General features: G+C 69.0%; 16 protein-coding genes and 1 tRNA gene. 7 read left to right on the forward strand and 10 right to left on the reverse strand.

The features are described from left to right. Nucleotides 1–5: 5 nt before the first annotated feature. A complete protein-coding gene (locus tag BLQ43_RS01230) occupies nucleotides 6–1685 on the forward strand; it encodes an EAL domain-containing protein (RefSeq protein ID WP_090018295.1) in 1680 nt (559 codons plus the stop codon). 12 nt (nucleotides 1686–1697) lie between these two features. Here the strand turns inward: BLQ43_RS01230 and BLQ43_RS14875 are convergent, their stop codons facing one another. Next, nucleotides 1698–3044 carry a globin-coupled sensor protein gene (locus tag BLQ43_RS14875; protein WP_090018296.1) on the reverse strand — a complete coding sequence of 449 codons (1347 nt, stop codon included), beginning with the start codon at nucleotides 3042–3044 and terminating at the stop codon, nucleotides 1698–1700. 132 nt (nucleotides 3045–3176) lie between these two features. Further along, entirely contained in the window at nucleotides 3177–3968 is a 792-nt protein-coding gene (locus tag BLQ43_RS01240; protein ID WP_090018297.1) for a DUF2189 domain-containing protein, read from the reverse strand. A gap of 246 nt (nucleotides 3969–4214) precedes the next feature. Here BLQ43_RS01240 and BLQ43_RS01245 point away from each other — a divergent pair. Beyond that, nucleotides 4215–4290: transfer RNA gene (locus tag BLQ43_RS01245), tRNA-Ile, on the forward strand. Between the two features lie 207 nt (nucleotides 4291–4497). Continuing rightward, a complete protein-coding gene (locus BLQ43_RS01250; RefSeq protein ID WP_176758459.1) occupies nucleotides 4498–5157 on the forward strand; it encodes a PRC-barrel domain-containing protein in 660 nt (219 codons plus the stop codon). A gap of 69 nt (nucleotides 5158–5226) precedes the next feature. Here BLQ43_RS01250 and BLQ43_RS01255 read toward each other — a convergent pair whose 3' ends face one another. The 4 genes from BLQ43_RS01255 to BLQ43_RS01270 form a co-directional block, all read right to left on the reverse strand. Then, on the reverse strand, nucleotides 5227–5862 hold the full coding sequence (locus BLQ43_RS01255; RefSeq protein WP_090018299.1) for a response regulator: 636 nt from the start codon (nucleotides 5860–5862) through the stop codon (nucleotides 5227–5229). 29 nt (nucleotides 5863–5891) lie between these two features. Beyond that, on the reverse strand, nucleotides 5892–7037 hold the full coding sequence (locus tag BLQ43_RS01260; protein WP_090018300.1) for a sensor histidine kinase: 1146 nt from the start codon (nucleotides 7035–7037) through the stop codon (nucleotides 5892–5894). A gap of 187 nt (nucleotides 7038–7224) precedes the next feature. Beyond that, on the reverse strand, nucleotides 7225–7680 hold the full coding sequence (locus BLQ43_RS01265; protein ID WP_143006112.1) for a PRC-barrel domain-containing protein: 456 nt from the start codon (nucleotides 7678–7680) through the stop codon (nucleotides 7225–7227). 99 nt (nucleotides 7681–7779) lie between these two features. After that, a complete protein-coding gene (locus BLQ43_RS01270) occupies nucleotides 7780–8568 on the reverse strand; it encodes an anti-sigma factor family protein (protein WP_090018301.1) in 789 nt (262 codons plus the stop codon). Between the two features lie 268 nt (nucleotides 8569–8836). Here BLQ43_RS01270 and BLQ43_RS01275 point away from each other — a divergent pair, with 268 nt between their 5' ends. Together BLQ43_RS01275 and BLQ43_RS14510 are read left to right on the forward strand one after the other, a co-directional pair. Continuing rightward, on the forward strand, nucleotides 8837–9370 hold the full coding sequence (locus BLQ43_RS01275) for an RNA polymerase sigma factor (protein WP_090018302.1): 534 nt from the start codon (nucleotides 8837–8839) through the stop codon (nucleotides 9368–9370). 86 nt (nucleotides 9371–9456) lie between these two features. Continuing rightward, nucleotides 9457–9606 (forward strand): hypothetical protein, encoded by a 150-nt coding sequence (locus BLQ43_RS14510; RefSeq protein ID WP_176758460.1) that lies wholly within the window; start codon nucleotides 9457–9459, stop codon nucleotides 9604–9606. Between the two features lie 94 nt (nucleotides 9607–9700). On the opposite strand, the gene BLQ43_RS14205 is transcribed toward BLQ43_RS14510, so the two are convergent. Further along, nucleotides 9701–9838 carry an entericidin A/B family lipoprotein gene (locus BLQ43_RS14205; protein ID WP_143006113.1) on the reverse strand — a complete coding sequence of 46 codons (138 nt, stop codon included), beginning with the start codon at nucleotides 9836–9838 and terminating at the stop codon, nucleotides 9701–9703. Nucleotides 9839–10020: 182 nt separating this feature from the next. Between BLQ43_RS14205 and BLQ43_RS01280 the strand changes: the two genes are divergently transcribed. Next, nucleotides 10021–10323, forward strand: coding sequence for a YrhK family protein (locus tag BLQ43_RS01280; RefSeq protein ID WP_090018303.1), 303 nt, complete (start codon nucleotides 10021–10023; stop codon nucleotides 10321–10323). A gap of 9 nt (nucleotides 10324–10332) precedes the next feature. On the opposite strand, the gene BLQ43_RS01285 is transcribed toward BLQ43_RS01280, so the two are convergent. Then, entirely contained in the window at nucleotides 10333–10545 is a 213-nt protein-coding gene (locus tag BLQ43_RS01285; RefSeq protein WP_437123463.1) for a YqaE/Pmp3 family membrane protein, read from the reverse strand. A 482-nt stretch (nucleotides 10546–11027) separates the two neighbouring features. Here BLQ43_RS01285 and BLQ43_RS01290 point away from each other — a divergent pair, with 482 nt between their 5' ends. Beyond that, nucleotides 11028–11414, forward strand: a complete 387-nt coding sequence (locus tag BLQ43_RS01290; protein ID WP_218119081.1) for a hypothetical protein — start codon at nucleotides 11028–11030, stop codon at nucleotides 11412–11414. A 13-nt stretch (nucleotides 11415–11427) separates the two neighbouring features. Here the strand turns inward: BLQ43_RS01290 and BLQ43_RS01295 are convergent, their stop codons facing one another. Further along, entirely contained in the window at nucleotides 11428–12588 is a 1161-nt protein-coding gene (locus tag BLQ43_RS01295; RefSeq protein WP_090018304.1) for an iron-containing alcohol dehydrogenase, read from the reverse strand. Nucleotides 12589–12740: 152 nt separating this feature from the next. Then, on the reverse strand, nucleotides 12741–13910 hold the full coding sequence (locus tag BLQ43_RS01300) for an iron-containing alcohol dehydrogenase (RefSeq protein ID WP_090018305.1): 1170 nt from the start codon (nucleotides 13908–13910) through the stop codon (nucleotides 12741–12743). Nucleotides 13911–14006: the final 96 nt, after the last annotated feature.

Below are 14006 nucleotides of genomic sequence, written 5' to 3' on the forward strand. Positions count from 1 at the left end.
ACAGGATGTCGGCGTCCCACGGCACGGCGTCGGCGCCGGGTGAAACGGTTCGCCAGCAGCGCGACCGCTTCGCGGCCATGGCGTTTACCTGGGCCCACGTTCTTTTCGAGGTGGGCACCGATCTGCGGGTCCGTCACGCGGAAGGGCTGACCGATGTCCTGTTCGGGCGGCAGAAGGCGGCGCTGACCGGCCGCCCGTTGCACGAGGTGGTCGCGCCGCGCGATCACGCGGTCGTCGACGATCTCTTCGGTATGGCCGCCCGGCTGGGCCGCATCCGAGAGGAGCGCCTGACGCTCACGGGTCCGAACGGCGAGCAGGTGCCCATGATCATGGCGGGCTACGCCTTCGACCCGGACGCGGGGCCGCTCTACCTGGCGCTGCGCAAGGCCGCGCCCGAGGAGTTGCCGGCGGCGGCCGGCGACCACCGCGACCCGGAGACGGGCTTGCTCGACGCCGAGGGGTTCGCCCGCCTGGCCGCTGAGCGGGCGAAAGCGGCCGGCGAGGACGCTGAGGTCACGCTGCTCTCGCTGCCGCGGCTGGACGCCGTGACCCAGGCGCTCAGCGAGGCCGAGCGCTCCGACCTGACCTCGCGCCTGGCCGACACCGTCCGCCAGTATTCCGTGGGCGGCGACACCGCGGGGCAGGTCGCCGACGGTCGCTACGGCATGCTCCACGGCGCCGGCACCGACCTGGACCACGTGAAGGGGGAGTTGGCGCGCGTGATCCGGGGTGTCGATCCCACGGGCTCGGCCGCGGCGGTGGAAAGCGCCAGCGTCGCCATGGACGACGACGGCGAAATGGACGAGCAGGCCGTCGCGCGCGGGCTCATGGTCACGCTCAACCGCTTCGGCAGCGAGAGCGACTTCAAGCTGTCCGAGTTGTCCCGCAACGTGGAAGGCCTGGTCGATCAGGCCGTGTCGCAGGTGGAAGGCTTCAAGCGCGTGGTGAAGGACAGTGCCTTCACGGTCGCGCTGCAGCCGGTCGTGTGCGTCCGCACCGGTCAGATCCACCATTTCGAGGGGCTGTGCCGCTTCGACACCAGCCAGCCCGGCGAGTCCCCGTTCGAATACCTGCGCTTCGCCGAGGAAACGGGGATGATCCACACCTTCGATCTGGCGATGGTGCGCAAGGCCATCGAATGGCTGCGCGGCCGGCCGGTGAACAGCCCGCATTCCAGCATCGCCGTGAACCTCTCCGGCCACTCGGTGGAGGTGGCGAAGTTCGCGCAATCGCTTTTTGCCCTGCTGGACCGCAACGACTGGACGCGGGGCAAGCTGCTCTTCGAGATCACCGAGTCCGCGCGCATGAGCGATCTGGACGCCGCCAACGCCTTCATCCAGGGGCTGCGCCGGCGCGGCCACGCGGTGTGCCTGGACGACTTCGGCGCCGGCGCGGCGAGCTTTCAGTACCTCAGCGCGCTGGAGGTCGACATCGTCAAGCTCGACGGCAGCGCGGTGGCGAACGCGCGGCGCGGCGCACAGGGGCGGGCGTTCCTGTGCGCACTGACGGAGCTGTGCCGGCGCGTGGGCACGGAAACAATCGCCGAGAAGATCGACGACCTGGACGGGCTGCGCTTCTGCGCCGAGTGCGGCGTGGACCACGTCCAGGGCTTCCTTTTCGGGAAACCCTCGCCGCGCGTGGGCGATTTCGTGCCCCTGCCCAACGGCCACTTGGTGCCGCGATAAAGGACGGCGCGCTCAGGCCGCCTGCACGTCCGCCAGAAAGCGGTCCACCTTCTCCCGCAGTTCGCGAGACTGCTGGTTCACGCTGCGCACGGTCGCGAGCACCGACTCGCTGGCTTCGCCGGTATGGCTTCCTGTTTCGTCCACCCGGGACACCGCTTCGCGCGTGTTTTGGGCGCCTTCCGACGCGACCTGAGCGCTGCGCGCGATTTCCTGCGTGGTCTGGGCCTGCTGTTCCACCGCGCTGGCGGCGTGGGTGGCCGCTTCCTCGATGCTCGCAATGCGGCCGGCGATGGCGTTGATCGCTGCCACGGCCTCACGGGTTTCCCGCTGAATGCGCTCGATGCGCTGGGAGATGTCCTCGGTCGCCTTCTGCGTCTGGTTGGCGAGCGTCTTCACCTCGTCCGCCACGACGGCGAAGCCCTTGCCGGCCTCGCCGGCGCGCGCCGCCTCGATCGTGGCGTTGAGGGCCAGCAGGTTGGTCTTCTCGGCGATGTCCTGGATCTGCTGCACGACCGAGCCGATCTGGTTCGCGGCTTCGGCCAGGGAACCGATCTGTTCGCTCGCTTGATCGGCCTCGCCGCGCGCGGCCTGAGCCTTCTCGCTCGACTGGCCGATCTGATCGCGCACGTCGGCAATGGCGGTGGAAAGCTCTTCGGCCGCCGCGGCGACGCTCTGGACGTTGTCCGAGGTTTCCTTGGCGGCGTCCACGGCGCCCTTGGATTCTTGCGCCGCGGAATCGGCGACGTTTTTCATCGAGGCCGCAGTGTCCTCCAGGCTCGTCGTGGACTGCGTCAGCGAGTCCACGATCGAGGCGACGTTGCTTTCGAAGGTGGCGGAGAGGTCCTGCACGGCGCGCTCTTTTTCGCGCTTGTTCTCGTCCATGTAGGTCGAGATCGCCAGTTCCATGTCCAGCATCACGGCCTTTTGCAGGGCCGCCATGGCCCGCCCGCGCTCGGCGCGCTTGCCGGTGCCGACCGGCGTGTCCAACCGCTCGGCCACGCGGCGCATGAGCGCGCTTGCGACGAAGGCGTAGCCGCCGATGTACCACTGCGGGTCGAGCCCGTGGACGTGGTGGGCGTGCCCCACGTTGCGCACGGTCTGCATGTAATCGTCGTCAAAATCGGCCTGGAACAGGCGCAGCCAGTGCTCTTTCTGCTTGCGCTTGACCTCGTCCATCTTGACGTCGCTGTCGAACATCCCGCGCATGTCCGGCCACCGCCGGAGGTGGTCGTAAAACGCGTCCAGAACGGGCGGGATTTCTTCGCGAAGAATGGGCAGCAGGCCGCGAAGGGTCTCGCGGTCCGCGTCGCCGAGCTGCATGAACGCAAGACGCTGTCCCAGGCTTTCGGTCGTGCTCATCTTTCCCTCGGAAACGTTCCCCCGACGAATTTGTGGTGAAACGCATTAAATGGCAGTTAAAATCTGGAATGGAATTTTTCGCGGTGATCCACAAATTTGGTAGGGCTTCCCAGGCCGGGCGAAGGCGGCGCGCTACGCCACCGCCTTCCGGTAGAGGTGCCAGGTGGCGTGGCCCAGCACGGGCATCGCCACCGCCAGGCCGATGAGGGCGGGGATGGCGCCGCCGATCAGCGAGGCCACCACGATCAACCCCCACACCGCCATCGGCACGGGGTTCGCCAGCACGACGCGCACCGAGGTGGCGACGGCCGCGCCCACGCCCGGGTTGCGGTCCAGCAGCATGGGGAAGGAGACCACGCTGATCGTCAGCACGCCGACGGCGAAGACCAGCCCGACGAGGTTGCCCACGCCGATCAGCGTCCAGCCGGCGGGGGTGGTGAAAACTGCGTTCACGAAGGCGCCCAGCGATTCCGGTGGTGCAACGCCCAGGGTGAGGGCGTAGATCGCCCACGCCACGGCCAGCCAGATCAGGAAGATCGCCAACAGGATCGCGGCCAGGATGACGATCGAGCGGATCGCCGGCGAATGCACCACCGACAGCGCGTCGCGCCAGGTCATGGCCTCGTTGCGTTCGTGGCGATAGCTCAGCTCGTACAGCCCGATCGCCACGACCGGCCCGAGAAGCGCGAAGCCCGCGATGATCGGGAAAATGAGCGGCAGGAAGTCGTAGCCGGCGTAGGCGCGCCCGGCGATGAGGGCGACGATGGGGTAGATCACGCACAGGAAGGGGATGTGCGTGGGCCGCGCGTTGAAGTCGTTGACCCCGCGCGTGAGGGCATCGCGCAGATCGGCGATGGACAGCTTGCGCACGGCCGGCCGCTCCGCTGCGGCCGGGGCTGCGCGGGCGGCGTTCTCGGTGCTCATGGCCGCGTCCTCCAGGTCTTGCTCGCCCCCGGCTGGCGCCGGACACCGACCCGATGACGGCCGCGTTCGTCGCGACCTTTTCACACAAATCTACCGCACCCGCGGCGCCCTGTCGCCCACGAAGCGCGCACGTTCTTGCGAGCGCGTGACAGGGCGTTGTCCGCCCTGTTATATCCGCGCTGCTACCGTGGGTTGGGTCGTCGTGACTGACCCGCCGTCGATCCCGCGGCACGCAGCCCATCGGGCGGGCCCGTAGTTCAGCGGTCAGAACTCGCCGCTCATAACGGCGCTGTCCCAGGTTCGAATCCTGGCGGGCCCACCACGTGCCGTCCCGGTTCCCGTTCTTCGCCGGTGTTCGGCCTCGGCTGCGTCAATCGGTGCAAAATCGTGTCGATCCGGCGCCCGGTCTTTCGCGGCCGTCGGCATGCACGACGCCTGACTCTTCCGTATAGAGGAACCGAAGCCGATCACCGCGCGTTCCTGGCATGCATGGCAAATGGTCATGACGACGGCAAAGGAGGATGGATCCATGCATGTCGCGAAGACGTGGGACTGGGCCTCGCGGACCAAGGAACTGCTGCTGGCCAGCACGATGGCCGCGGTTCTGGTAACGCCGTTCTATACGGTCGCCAGCGCGAACAGCGGCACCTCGGCGGAGACCGCGGCCGCTGAGGAAACCGGCAATGGTCAGAGCGTCAGCGAGGCCTCTGAGACCGAGCAGGACAAGGGTTCCGCGGACGAGACGGGCGCCACGGAAGGTGAGACCACCGGCGGCGAGAGCGGTGCATCGGCAACCGGCGAGGCTGACGCCGGCAGTGCGGCCGGTGCCGGCGGCGGTCAGTTCCTTGAGAGCGCGCAGGGCGATGTGCTGAGCGGCGAGCAGCTGGTCGGCATGGAGGTCGTCGCCAGCAACGGCGATTCCCTCGGCACCGTGACGGACATCCTGCTCCAGCAGGACGGCACGCTGAACGGTGTCGTGATCTCGTCCGGCGGCTTTCTCGGCATCGGCGAGAAGCAGGTCGGCGTGCGCTGGGACTCGGCGTCGATGTCGGTGGCGGAGAACAAGCTCCAGACCGGGCTGAGCCAGCAGGACATCCAGGACGCCCCCGCCTACGAGGCCGCGCCCGCCGGCGGCGAAGCCGGGACCGGCGAGGGCAGGTCGAAGGAGGAGTCGGGCGCGGCGGAATAAGCCTCGGCCCAGCCCGGCTGTGGTGAAACCATGGACCGCGGCGCTGCCTTGTGCGGCGCCGCGGGCTCTTCAGCCCTGCGTGTCGCGGTCGCCCAGCTGCGCGCGCAGGTGCCGCAGCAGGTTCGGAAGCAGGTTCAGGACCTCGTCCTTCCCCAGGTCCGTCGCCAGGGCGATCTGCTGGACGCTCAGCCCGGCCACCGCCAGGCCGGCGATGCGGCGCTCCAGATTGGTGAACGCCGTGCCGCGGTGCCGCACGGCCCGGCTTAGCAGGGTTTCCAGCTTGCCCGTATCCACCGGCTTGACGCACCACCCAACGCAGGCTGTGGCGCGCAACTGGGCGACGGTATCGGCATTGCTGTAGGCCGTGACGTAGACGAGCCCGGGCGCGCTCGGCAGGCGCTCGATCGTCCTTGCAGCCTCGATGCCGTCTCCCTCGCCCTTCAGGCGCACGTCCATCAGCACCACGTCGGGGCGCGTCTCCCGTGTCAGCGAGACCGCTTCCGCCGCCGTTTCCGCGATCCGGTCGATGACGGTATAGCCCATGCGCTTGACGCGCGTGGCCAGGTCCAGCGCCGTCAGGCGCTCGTCCTCGACGACCAGAACGCGTGTGGTGCCGTGATGCGCGGGCCCGCCGTACCCGGGGCGGGGCCGGCTTTCGCCGGTCGTGGCGGTGCTGGCCGGGGCGGTCGAAATGGCGGTTTGCATGGTGCCTCCATAGAGGGCTGCAATCAGGTTCAAGGGGTCGTTTCGGGCGAAAAACGGACCGTGAGCCGGGTTCCGTGGTCCGAGGCGACCTCGTGCGATGCGCCGATCTGGCGCGCCAGCGCATCGATCATCATCGAGCCGATCGAGGCGGTCTTCCTGCGCGGCCGGTCCGGGTCGATCCCGACCCCGGTGTCGGCGACGCTGAATTCGACGACGCCGTCCGCGGTTTGGTGGAGGTCCACGCGGATGCTGCCGCCGGTTTCGTCCGGGAAGGCGTGAACGAAGGCGTTGGTGATGGCTTCGTTCGCGATCAGGACGAGCGGATTGGCGCAGTCCAGCCCGATCGTGCAGGGTTGGATATCCGTTTCCATATCGATTTTCCCGTCCTCGTCGTAGATCGATTGAATATTTTCTGCCGTGTCTTTGATGGTGTCGCCGATATCGATCGAATAGGTGTCGTCGGATACGTGCAGGTGCTCGTGGATCTTCGACATGGCCAGGATGCGGCGCTGTGCCGTGGCCAGGTGCGGCGCCAGATCCGCATCCGCCTGGTCCTCCTGCAGCCGCAGGATACTGCTCATGATTTGCAGGTTGTTCTTCACCCGGTGGTGAATTTCCTGAACCAGCAGCTTTTCGCGGGCGACTTGCTGGCGCAGTTGGTCGTTGGCCTTGCGCAGCTCCGTTGTGCGTTCGTCGACCCGCATCTCCAGGTTTCGGTTGAGGGCCGCAAGCTCCTCTTCCGCCTGTCGGCGGCGAGTAACCTCCGCTTCCAGTTCGGTGTTCGCCGCGCGCAACTCCGCGGGGCTCGGCATCGCAAGCGCGTGGGGCATCGCCTGCCACATCGCCGCGAGGCTCAGCAGCGACACCACGGCCGTGCCCGCCTTCACCAGGCCCTCCACGGCGTAGTCCGGGTTCCACAGCACCCACACGCCCATGAAGTGCGTGCTGCCGCAGGCGAGCACGAACAGACCCGTCAAAATGAAGAGGTAGCGAAACGCCAGATCGCGCCGCTTCGATGCGAAGACGACGAGCACGACGGGAATGCCGTAATAGGCGATCCCCGTCAGCGCGTCGGAAACCGCGTGCAGCCATAGAATTTCGGGCTCCCAAAGAAAGCACATGCCGTGGGGCATGAAATCCTCCGTCGAGAGCCAGTCGCCGATAAGCTGCGTCACCCCTTGCGTTTCCCCAAGTCGTCGGTTCGGGTCCGTCGATCAGCGACGATCACTCAATATCGTTACACTCATCGGTCCGTAGGAGCAATCTATTTGGACAGGTCCACACGGATGATTATGTGAGTCCACTCAAATCCGGGTTTTCATCGTTTAAGAGGCGCCCACGGGACTGGCGTGCGGGCAGGCGTCAGGGCCGCTCCGCGTCCGGTGCCGCCCGCAGATGGGCGCGCGCCAAGTTGGTGACGAGGTAGGGGCCCTGCATCCGCATCCGTTCGGGCGTCCACGGGACAACGGCGTGTTTTTCGCCAATCCCGAGAAAGCCGCCCGTCGCGACGACCAGGCTCTCCGGCCGGCCGTTGGATTGGAAGATAACGTCGGCGACCGTGCCCAGCGAGCGACCGGCCGAGCCCACGACGTCCGCCCCGATGAGGGTGGTCGCGCTCATGCTGCTCGCGGCGCCGCTTGCCAGAAAGCCGATGCCCGGAGCTGCCGGCATGTGGACGGCCGGCGGCTGCGGCTCGGCGGTGGCGCGGGCCGTCTGGCCGTCGACCGGCGGCACAGGGGCCGAGATCAGCAGGCCGGCGCAGGCGGCGATGCCGGCAAAAAGCCGGCAAGCGGTGACGGCTCGTGACGAATGCGGCATGGCCGATCCTCCCGCGGTGGGGCCGTGTGCGTGGCTATCGCGCCAAACAACACGGCCGCAGGCGGCCAGGTTCCATGCTCGGGTGGGGTGCGGCCCGCATCAGGGCCCGCTCGCGGTCGGCCAGCGCGCGCCGGGGTCGGCGGTGTCGAGCGCCCGGAGCACCGTCGCGGCGATCGCGGCGAAGTCGTCGACGCGCCGCGGCGCCACGACGGCGACGCCAAGGTGCGGCTCCTGGCCCACGCCCACGTGGTAGCCGTTGCGTCGCACGTGGGTCAGGCCCTGGCCGGCGGGGGCAACCGGAGTCCAGCAGTAGACGGTAATCATGAGCCCGTCCGGCCGCTCATAGGCCAGAACGCTGGCCGGTTGGCCGTGGGTGGGGAGAACGCGGGCGCCCGCAAAGGTGTAGCCGAGATCCGACAGGTCCGGCGGCATGATGCCGGTTCCGAACGCCTGAGCGCTCCAGGTCCAGAAGGCGTCCACGGCGTCGGCTCGGAAGTCGACACCCGGTCGGCCCACGCGCGCCAGGTGATGGTGCGCCGTGGTCGCCCGGTCGGCCAGCCCCGCGACACTCGCGCGCTGAGTCGAGGCCGTGACATCGGGCCAGGGGGCGCCCGCCAGCCACCAGACCGCCAGCAGGACGGCCGCCACAAGGCCCGCGGCCGGGATCAGCGCGCGTGCGACCCGGCCGCCCCGCAGCCGCCGCTGACCACCGCGGTCTGCTGGCCGGGCGAGCTCACGCAGGGCCGCATCCGTGCGCCGCAGCTCCTGAACGTGCTCGGCCAGATCCGGGTGGTCGCGCAGATGGGCGAGCACCGCCAGCAGGCGCGGGCCGCGCAGCCGCCCGTCGAGGAGATCCTGAAGCTCGTCGTCCGTCGGCGGTTCAGTCATGGCGCACCGACCTTCGGTTCGCGCTGGGGGTGGCGCCGCCCCGATGCACGTGCAGGAGGCGCGGTTCCAATGAAGGTGTCCCGTCGGGTCATTCTTCCAATGGAGAAAGTCGTTTCACCGTTCTTTGTCTTTAAAAAGAACACGAAAGCACTGTTCATCGTGTCGTGACATTTGCGTGGCCGGTTCTTTCGCGGGATGAAATTTTCTCCGCTATTTCGCATGTCCGTTCCTGACGGCTGGTCGCCGGCTCGACCAAAGGAGCGTCGCCATGCCTTTGAACAAGGATATGTTGGTTCCCGAAATCCCTCACCTCCGGCGTTACGCCCTCTCGCTCACCCGCGACCCGGCGCAGGCGGACGATCTGGTTCAGGATTGCCTGGCCCGGGCCATCGAAAAGCGCGCGCTCTTCCGCACCGGTACCAACCTGCGCGCCTGGATGTTCGCCATGCTGCGCAACCTCTTCCGCAATTCGGTGCGCAGCAGCCAGCGCAAAGAGGCGGTGGTGGACGACGACGCCGCGACCCTGCGCTGGTGCCATGCCCCGCAGGACGGCTACACCGAGATGTGCGAGGTCGCTCGCGCCCTCGACACCCTGTCCGCGCCGCATCGCGAGATCCTCACCCTCGTCGTCGTCGAGGGCTGGTCCTACGAAGAAGCCGGCGCCCGCCTGAACGTGCCGGTGGGGACCGTGCGCTCGCGCATCGCCCGGGCGCGCGGCGAGCTGACTCAGCGCCTGAAGACCTACGGGGCGCACGAGGCCGCCGCCAGCGGGCAGGTGGCGATGCCGCGCGGACCCGGCTGAGCACGACCCGGCCGCCGCGCGGGTGCGGAACAAGGCGGCCCGCCGCGGTGTTCCTCCCGATGACGCGAACGCGACAGGAGGCAATCATGAAGCGGCTCGGCGCCTTGGTATGCGTCGTCCTGATGACGGGTGCGCTCGTGTCGGCCTGCTCGACGCGCGAGGTGCTGTCGGGCGCGGCCGGCGCCGGCGCGGGCTACATCGTCGGCAAGGAAGTGCACGAGGACGACGACGACTGACCCGGCCGGTCTCGGCGCGGTGACGCGCCGGACACGGCGGACGCGAGCAGCGGCCGGCGGTGCCCGGTGCGGGCGCCACCGGCCGCCGTTCCGTTCAATCCTCGGCTTCTTCCTCGAGCGCCTCGCCCGTGTTTTCGACATCCTGACCGAGCCCCTCGGACGTGTTGCACGCGCTCACGGCGCCGGCCGGCGCGGCGACGATCGTAAGAACGATCAGCGGCTTCGATCGCATGGTCACATCCTCCCATCCGCAAACGGTCACCTGAATGCAACACCCGAGACCGGCCCCGAGTTCCCGCCGCCGGTTCGCAGCGGGCTCGCCGTGCGGCTGGCGGCGGCCCGTGCCGGCCGCGGAACAGCGGCCCGCGTGCGGGTGTTCCCTCCATCCAGCGACCGCGAGCGGCGGGGTTCGAGATGGCATGGCGCACGGCCGACGTGATTGCGTTCGCATGCGCGCTGGCGGCGCGTCTGGCGGAACGCGCCGGGTGGCGGGCCTTCTGCACGTTCCTGCGGGAATACGAATGGATTCACCGCGGGACCGGCATTCTGGGCCACCTCTGCTTTTTCGTGGGCTCGGTCTTCTTTCTGTGGGAGAGCCTGAAACTGGCCGGGGTGTGGCTCTTCATCGTCGGCGCGGGCGGCATGCTCGTCGACCGCGTGGGCTCGCTGATCGTGCACTTCGAGCGCCTGCATGAGCGCGGCGAGCCGCTCGTGTGAGCCCGCGCGTCAGCGGCTGGCGATCACCCAGACGGCATGCACAATGCCGGGAATGTAGCCCAGGATCGTGAGCAGGATGTTCAGCCAGAAGTGCGGGCCGATGCCGACCTGGAGGAACACCCCGACCGGTGGCAGCAGGATGGCGAGAATGATGCGGATGAGGTCCATGGCGATGCTTTCCCGACACGCGTTCCCGTGAAGCACCAACACACCGTCGGGCATGCGGGTTCCCCCGGATGCGCGCGTGGCGCAGGGAACACGCCTGCCGTCCCAACTGTTAATATCACGAGATCATTCAGCGACCTCCGTCGCAAACCCGCGCGACGCCCGGGCCTCGCGGCGGTCAGGTGTGCAGGGGCGGCGAATGGGGGCCACCTCAGTTGCTATCGCGCCGAGTACCCGGCGCACGTGGCCACTTGAAACGCGCGGAGGCGCGAACCGCATGACGGACGGATCCGCCCGAGCCATGGGACCGACCTTTACGTGCGCCAAGCTCCTGAGTTTGTCGGAAGATGTGCGCGAAATGGTGCGCGAGGCCTGCCCGTGCTGCTGCGGCTTGGGGGCGAACTGCATGGTCGAGATCATGCAAGGCTGTTCCGCCCCCTTGCTCCGCGACGGAGATGACGGGGAAGGTGGAAACGGGCCATCCTCGACCGGGGGCCGCAGCCATTGAGCACGGCCGACGTGGCCACGAAGGGGGAGCCATGCCCGTTTCGCGCCTCCATCGCCTGCTGCTGGCGAGCACCGTCGCGGCGATCACCGTGGCAACCGCCGGCCCGGCCGTCGCGGGTGAGGCCGACGTGGTGAACGCGGCGGCCGAACAGCGCGGCGACGGCACCTGGCGTTTTTCCGCGACCGTCCGCCACGCCGACGCGGGGTGGGACCACTACGCCGACCGGTGGCAGGTGCTGGCGCCCGACGGCACGGTGCTGGCCACGCGCACGCTGCATCATCCCCACACCAACGAGCAGCCCTTCACGCGCTCGCTGTCCGGCGTGGAGATCCCGGAGGGCGTCGACACCGTCACCATCCGGGCGCGCGACAGCGTCCACGGCCACGGCGGCGAGACCGTGACCGTGGAGCTTCGCTAGGTCCACGGTCGGCTCAGGCCCAAACGCGGTCGTAGAGGTCCATGATTTCGGCTTTGCTGGGCTGGCGCGGATTGTTGCCGGGACTGCCGCTGGCGAGCGCCTGCTCCGCCATCGTCTCCTTCACGGCCTGGTAGCGCTCGGGGTCGATGCCGTAGCTCTTGGGCGTGGGCACCTCCAGGTCGCGGTTGAGCTGGCGCAGCGCCGCGATCAGGTCGTCGCAGGCCGTGGCGTCGTCGCTGTCGGGCGCGGTAACGCCCATCGTGCGGGCGCAGGTGGCGTAGCGTTCGGGCGCGGCCTCCACGGAAAACGCCGTGATCTCCGGCAGCAGCATGGCGTTCGACATGCCGTGCGGGACGTGGAAGAACGCCCCGATGGGCCGGCTCATGCCGTGGACGAGGCAGACCGAGGCGTTGGCGAACGCCATGCCGCCGTGCATCGCGCCCAGCATCATGGCCTCGCGCGCATCGTGGTCGTCGCCGTGGAAGCAGGCGCGGCGGATGTTGGCGGAAATCACCCGCATGGCGCTGAGCGCGAAGGTGTCTGTGTGCGGGTTGGCCTTGCGGCTGACGTAGGCCTCGATGCCGTGGGTCAGGCTGTCCAGCCCGGTGTCGGCGGTGAGGCGGAAGGGCTTCCCGAGCGTCAGGGTGTAGTCGACGATCGCCGCCGCGGGCACCGCGCTCAGGCCCATGATGAGCATTTTTTCGTCGGTCTCGACGTCGGTGATCACCGTGACCTTGGTGACTTCCGAGCCCGTGCCGGCGGTGGTCGGCACGGCGATCAAGGGCGGAACCTCGACGTCGGGCGCGGCCGGCACCTTCCAGTCGCGCATCTGGCCGCCGCCGCCCAGCAGGATCCCGATGGCCTTGGCGGTATCGAGCGAGCTGCCGCCGCCGAAGCCGATCATGCCGTCGTGGCCGCCGTCGCGGTAGGCGGCGACGCCCGCGTCCACGGCCGTCGTGGTGGGGTCGGGCACGACGCCGGTGAAGGTCCCGTAGCTGACCCCGGCGGCGTCCAGCGCGCCCGTCAGCCGTTCGAAAGCGGGGAGGCGGGCCATTTCCGGATCGGTGACGATCAACGGATGGCGCACGCCCGTCTTCGCCAGGGTGTCGCCGATCGTGTCGATGGCGCCGCCGCCGAGCTGCAGGATGCGCGGGTGCATGAAGGTCGCGGTCATGGTGTCTCCCCGTTCCGGCACCGGTTCCGGCAGCGAACACCATGCCCGTTCAAAACGCGTGAGGCCAACGCCCCCGCTCAGCCGCGCATAAAAAGGGGCCTCCACCGGGATGGTGGAGGCCCGAGCGGGAGCGTCAGGACAGGCGGAGACCGTCAGGCGGGCATGCGGCCGGTGACCGCATGCTCCAGCAGGGAGCGCAGGCCCGCCTGCGTCAGCGGCGTGGGGTTGCCGCCCGCCGTCGGGTCGGCAACGCCGAGCGCCGCCATCTCGTCCAGGCGCCCGGTGTCGACACCGAGATCGCCCAGCGTCGCGGGCACGTCGAGCGTGCGCCGCAGCTCCATGATCCACTGCTCGACGGCCTGGGCGGAGGCTTCGGGCAGTTCCAGGTAGCCGGCGAGGCGGGCCAGGCGGTCGCGCACGGCCTCGCGGTTGAAGGCGAGCACGTAGGGCATCACGACCGCGTTCGTCAGGCCGTGGTGGGTGTCGTACAGCGAGCCCACGGGGTGGCTGATGGCGTGGATCGCCCCCAGTCCGCGCTGGAAGGCGACGCAGCCCATCATCGCGGCCGCCAGCATGTCGGCGCGGGCCTGGATGTCCTGGCCGTCGGTGTGGGCGCGCACCAGCGAGCGGTGGATGCGCCGCGCGCCCTCGACGGCGATGCCCTCGGCCATGGGGTGAAAGGTCGGGGCGCAGAAGGCTTCCAGGCAGTGCGCGAGGGCGTCCATGCCCGTGGCGGCCGTCACCCACGGCGGCAGGCCGGTGGTCAGCTCGGGATCCGCGATCACCTGCTTGGGCAGGATCTCGGGGTGGAAGACGACGACCTTCCGGTCCACGGCGGCGACGTGGATGACCGAGGCGCGGCCCACTTCCGAGCCGGTGCCAGCGGTCGTGGGGATGGCCACCGAGGGCAGGATGCCCTCGCGCGTCGCTTGTTTCCAGTTGTCGCCGATGTCCTCGAAGGTTTCCATCCCCAGCGTCTGCGCAGTCATGAAGGCGATGGCCTTGCCGGCGTCCATGGCGCTGCCGCCGCCGATGGCGACCACGCCGTCGTGGCCGCCGGCGCGCAGGGCCCGCACCCCGGCGTCGACGTTCTCGCTCGTGGGGTTGCCCTTCACGTCGGCGAAGATGTCGGCGCCCAGGCCGCTGCCGCGCAGGGTGTCCAGGGTGTCGCGGACGATGGCGTGGTCGGCCAGGCCGGCGTCCGTGATCACCAGGGGATTGGTCATGCCGGCGGTGCGGCAGGCCTCGGGCAGCTCCCGCCGGCGGCCGGGGCCGAAGCGGATGGTGGTGGGGAAGCTCCAGGTCGCGGTCAGCTCGCTCATCGGGGGTCGGGGCTCCTCGTCGCCGCGTGTGAGAGTGCGATGACACGACGCAGAGTCAGTCTACGAGCCTCATCGCACTCTATCTTTCTGGTTTGC

It is taken from the genome of Limimonas halophila, assembly GCF_900100655.1.
In the GTDB taxonomy this organism is placed as follows: domain Bacteria; phylum Pseudomonadota; class Alphaproteobacteria; order Kiloniellales; family Rhodovibrionaceae; genus Limimonas; species Limimonas halophila.

What these genes read in the sequence shown, in the direction of transcription:
- BLQ43_RS01285 (WP_437123463.1), bottom strand. Translation starts at nt 10,545, where the DNA reads ATGCCCGACGGTGTGTTGGTGCTTCACGGGAACGCGTGTCGGGAAAGC.
- BLQ43_RS01270 (WP_090018301.1), bottom strand. Translation starts at nt 8,568, where the DNA reads ATGACTGAACCGCCGACGGACGACGAGCTTCAGGATCTCCTCGACGGG.
- BLQ43_RS01265 (WP_143006112.1), bottom strand. Translation starts at nt 7,680, where the DNA reads ATGCCGCATTCGTCACGAGCCGTCACCGCTTGCCGGCTTTTTGCCGGC.
- BLQ43_RS01255 (WP_090018299.1), bottom strand. Translation starts at nt 5,862, where the DNA reads ATGCAAACCGCCATTTCGACCGCCCCGGCCAGCACCGCCACGACCGGC.
- BLQ43_RS14875 (WP_090018296.1), bottom strand. Translation starts at nt 3,044, where the DNA reads ATGAGCACGACCGAAAGCCTGGGACAGCGTCTTGCGTTCATGCAGCTC.
- BLQ43_RS01295 (WP_090018304.1), bottom strand. Translation starts at nt 12,588, where the DNA reads ATGACCGCGACCTTCATGCACCCGCGCATCCTGCAGCTCGGCGGCGGC.
- BLQ43_RS01240 (WP_090018297.1), bottom strand. Translation starts at nt 3,968, where the DNA reads ATGAGCACCGAGAACGCCGCCCGCGCAGCCCCGGCCGCAGCGGAGCGG.
- BLQ43_RS01275 (WP_090018302.1), top strand. Translation starts at nt 8,837, where the DNA reads ATGCCTTTGAACAAGGATATGTTGGTTCCCGAAATCCCTCACCTCCGG.
- BLQ43_RS14205 (WP_143006113.1), bottom strand. Translation starts at nt 9,838, where the DNA reads ATGCGATCGAAGCCGCTGATCGTTCTTACGATCGTCGCCGCGCCGGCC.
- BLQ43_RS01300 (WP_090018305.1), bottom strand. Translation starts at nt 13,910, where the DNA reads ATGAGCGAGCTGACCGCGACCTGGAGCTTCCCCACCACCATCCGCTTC.
- BLQ43_RS01230 (WP_090018295.1), top strand. Translation starts at nt 6, where the DNA reads ATGTCGGCGTCCCACGGCACGGCGTCGGCGCCGGGTGAAACGGTTCGC.
- BLQ43_RS01250 (WP_176758459.1), top strand. Translation starts at nt 4,498, where the DNA reads ATGCATGTCGCGAAGACGTGGGACTGGGCCTCGCGGACCAAGGAACTG.
- BLQ43_RS14510 (WP_176758460.1), top strand. Translation starts at nt 9,457, where the DNA reads ATGAAGCGGCTCGGCGCCTTGGTATGCGTCGTCCTGATGACGGGTGCG.
- BLQ43_RS01290 (WP_218119081.1), top strand. Translation starts at nt 11,028, where the DNA reads ATGCCCGTTTCGCGCCTCCATCGCCTGCTGCTGGCGAGCACCGTCGCG.
- BLQ43_RS01280 (WP_090018303.1), top strand. Translation starts at nt 10,021, where the DNA reads ATGGCATGGCGCACGGCCGACGTGATTGCGTTCGCATGCGCGCTGGCG.